The sequence below is a fragment of the Asticcacaulis biprosthecium C19 genome (assembly GCF_000204015.1).
GTDB lineage: Bacteria > Pseudomonadota > Alphaproteobacteria > Caulobacterales > Caulobacteraceae > Asticcacaulis > Asticcacaulis biprosthecius.
The window spans coordinates 565819-568653 of the sequence record NZ_GL883079.1 but is presented as its reverse complement, the minus strand read 5'-3'; the positions used below and the strand labels follow the sequence as shown (position 1 = coordinate 568653).

The window sequence follows — 2835 nt, the reverse complement described above, 5'->3', positions numbered from 1 at the left end:
TACGAATACCAAGCGTCATTCTTTATGAAGCTTGGTATAAGTTTTTGTTTTTACGCGCATCTTTATCCAAAAACTGCGTCACACTTTTTGGGGTGCGCTCTAAGCGGGAACACGAAATGCACTGAAACTGCTACGCAGCGGCACAAAAAACACGAAATTCGTGCGCCTGCTGTCCTTGCGCGAAGCGCCTTCTGGTTTCAAAATGATAGCGCTTCAACGGCTCAAATTCCGTGATTCTCGTGCACGCCGCCAAAGGCGGCGGTTCAATGTTTTCTGTGTTCCTCGTTCTTTGTTTCCGGTTGTCGGATGACAGATCCGGCGGTCTCAAACACAGCAGCGAACATTGATGCTGTCAGACGGCCGGTGTTCAAATTCAGGCGCGAACAGTGAAAACTGTTGATCACTCTCACGCCATCGAACTCCGCTGTAGCGCCGTGGCCGCCGGTCATGGCTGAGCCGGGTTTGCCGAGGGCCTTTAGCAGGTTGCGCCGGGCGACGTCGCCCAGGGTGACGATCACTTTCAGCCGCGGCATGGATTTGATGAGGGCGGCGAGATGCGGACGGCAGGTGGTTTCTTCCGCCGGCAGAGGCTTGTTGCCCGGCGGGGCGCACAGGACGGCATTGGTAACCAGGCAATCGCGCAAGACGACATCGTCGTGGCCGTCGTCCCGGTAGGTGCCGCTGGCAAATCCGGTCGCAATCAGGGTTTCAAACAGCATGCGGCCGGCCGCATCGCCGGTGAAGACCCGCCCGGTCCGATTGGCACCCGTGCGGCCGGGCGCCAGGCCGACGATCAACAAGCGGCCGTTGCGATCACCGAACGGCGGCGCCGGCGCATTATGCCAGGTAGGTTCGGTTGAACGGTTGCTGTCCCGGTAGTCGACAAGGCGCGGGCACAGGCGGCAATCGGAGTCACGGATCGACATGCTGGCTGAGCGAAAGCAGGTTGCCGAACGGGTCCTTGAACCAGGCGACCTTGTCGCCATGCGGCGTGAGCCATACGCCCGCTTCGTCCTGGTCACCGCCGAGGCGGCCATAGCGTTCGAAAACCACGCCGCGTCCGGTCAGGTCGGCGACCTGGGTCTCAATCTCCATCACCTCCCAGCCGAAGACAGAATAGCTGACCGGTGTAATTTCAGGAGGAACGCTCAGGCGCAGAATGATCTGACCTGAGCGCATCACAATGGCAAAGCCGTCGTTGCGCACGAATTCCAGCCCAAGGACGCCTTCGTAGAACGCACGGGCTTGCCCGAAGTCCGCGACGGCGATGTGTCCGATAGGGCCGGCGTAACGCAGCATGGCTTAGTCTCCTGAAGATCAGGCTTCGTCAAAATCCTCGGCCGCGACGAACTTGGGCGAGTTTTGATGAACCTGACGCGGCCGACCGACGACCGAGGCCAGATCGGCCAGGTCGACGAAGGTGTCAGCCTGACGACGCAATTCGTCCGAGGTCATCGGCGGTTGCGACTTGACGGTCGATACAACGGTGACACGGCAACCCTTGCGCTGAACGGCTTCGATCAGGCGGCGGAAGTCGCCGTCACCCGAGAACAGCACCAGATGGTCGGCATTGCCGGCCATTTCCATCATGTCGCAGGCGATTTCGATGTCCATGTCGCCGCGCCAGCGCTTACGGCCCTGGCTGTCGACATATTCCTTGGCCGTCTTGGTGACCAGGGCAAAGCCATTGTAGTCGAGCCAGTCCACCAGAGGGCGGATGGGCGAATAGTCGTCGCCTTCGACAAGGGCGGTATAATAGTAAGCGCGGATCAAGACGCCGCGCTTGCGAAACTCATCGAGAAGCTTGCGGTAATCGATATCAAAGTTCAGCGCCTTGGCGGCTGAATAAAGGTTTGCGCCGTCGATAAAAAGCGCGATACGGTCTGTCGGGTAAAAGCTCATTTTAAATACTCTCTCAAAATAAGCGGTGAAAATGACGGGTGAAGTGGTGAGCGACAACACTCAGGCAGTTTTTAATTGCCTACGGGTCCAACCTGTCGTCGGGCACGGAAACTGCATCGCAAGCTTTCGACCGCCTTGTCAAGACTTTGCGGGAGCGCGGACTTTTCATTAACAAAATTTCACGTTTGTGGCAGTCGCAGGCCTGGCCAAATCCTCAGGACCCGGCCTATGTGAACGCTGTCATATCTGTGAAGACACATCTGCAACCCGCAGACTTAATGCAGGTTTTGCACGATGTTGAACATGAATTCGGCAGGGTGAGAGGTGCTGAAAAAAACGCACCCAGGGTTGTTGATCTCGACCTGGTTGCCTACGGCCGGGTGATTCTTGATGGTGAGGGCGGCATTATCGTGCCGCACCCCCGGGCAGCGGATCGCGGTTTCGTGATGGGGCCCTTGACCGACATTCTCCCAGGGTGGGTACATCCGGTGCTGAATCGGACGGCAACTGAGCTTTGGACTCAGGCAACAGTCGCCAGGGACGCTCATCCGGTGGCGGGCTGAGCGGCCTTCTTGGCGGCCCGTTGGTCCAGCCACGTATAGAGCCCGACGCCCAGCAGCACCATGAGCGTGCCGATGACATCCGCCATACTGGCGGGCAGCCGCAGGATCAAAACGCTCATTCCTAAGGTGAAGATCGGGTTGATAAAGCTGATCACCGCATTGGCTTGGGACGAAATGCGGCTGAGCGCAAAATTTGTCAGGTAGCTGGGGGCGACGGTGGCGCCGATGGCCAGGCCCAGAGTCAACCACAGCAGGCCGGGGCTCCACGGTATGTCGCTGGGGCGGTGGACAAGGAAGAAGTGCATAAAGGTGGCGATGGCTGCCCCCGACATGGCCCAGGACGTGAACAGGGACGGCCCCATGCGTGCGA

General features: G+C 58.8%; 6 protein-coding genes. 2 read left to right on the top strand and 4 right to left on the bottom strand.

Going from position 1 to position 2835, the window contains the following annotated elements; translation table 11 throughout:
* Nucleotides 1-234: hypothetical protein (locus ABI_RS26005; protein WP_211211189.1), on the top strand; the 234-nt coding region annotated here is incomplete at its 5' end.
* Nucleotides 235-263: 29 nt separating this feature from the next.
* Here ABI_RS26005 and ABI_RS17870 read toward each other — a convergent pair.
* Genes ABI_RS17870 through ABI_RS17860 form a run of 3 tightly spaced genes read right to left on the bottom strand, consistent with a single transcriptional unit; the run spans nucleotide 264 to nucleotide 1902 of the window.
* Nucleotides 264-926 carry a uracil-DNA glycosylase gene (locus tag ABI_RS17870; protein ID WP_006274457.1) on the bottom strand — a complete coding sequence of 221 codons (663 nt, stop codon included), beginning with the start codon at nucleotides 924-926 and terminating at the stop codon, nucleotides 264-266.
* Entirely contained in the window at nucleotides 913-1299 is a 387-nt protein-coding gene (locus tag ABI_RS17865) for a VOC family protein (RefSeq protein ID WP_006274456.1), read from the bottom strand. The genes ABI_RS17870 and ABI_RS17865 overlap by 14 nt, the downstream gene beginning before the upstream one ends.
* Nucleotides 1300-1317: 18 nt before the next feature.
* Entirely contained in the window at nucleotides 1318-1902 is a 585-nt protein-coding gene (locus ABI_RS17860; RefSeq protein WP_040309583.1) for a LabA-like NYN domain-containing protein, read from the bottom strand.
* A gap of 74 nt (nucleotides 1903-1976) precedes the next feature.
* Between ABI_RS17860 and folK the strand changes: the two genes are divergently transcribed.
* Complete coding sequence (gene folK, locus ABI_RS24570) at nucleotides 1977-2465, top strand: 2-amino-4-hydroxy-6-hydroxymethyldihydropteridine diphosphokinase (protein WP_083811555.1); 489 nt, start codon at nucleotides 1977-1979, stop codon at nucleotides 2463-2465.
* On the opposite strand, the gene ABI_RS25350 is transcribed toward folK, so the two are convergent.
* Nucleotides 2447-2835: EamA family transporter (locus ABI_RS25350; protein WP_040309582.1), on the bottom strand; the 389-nt coding region annotated here is incomplete at its 5' end. The genes folK and ABI_RS25350 overlap by 19 nt on opposite strands.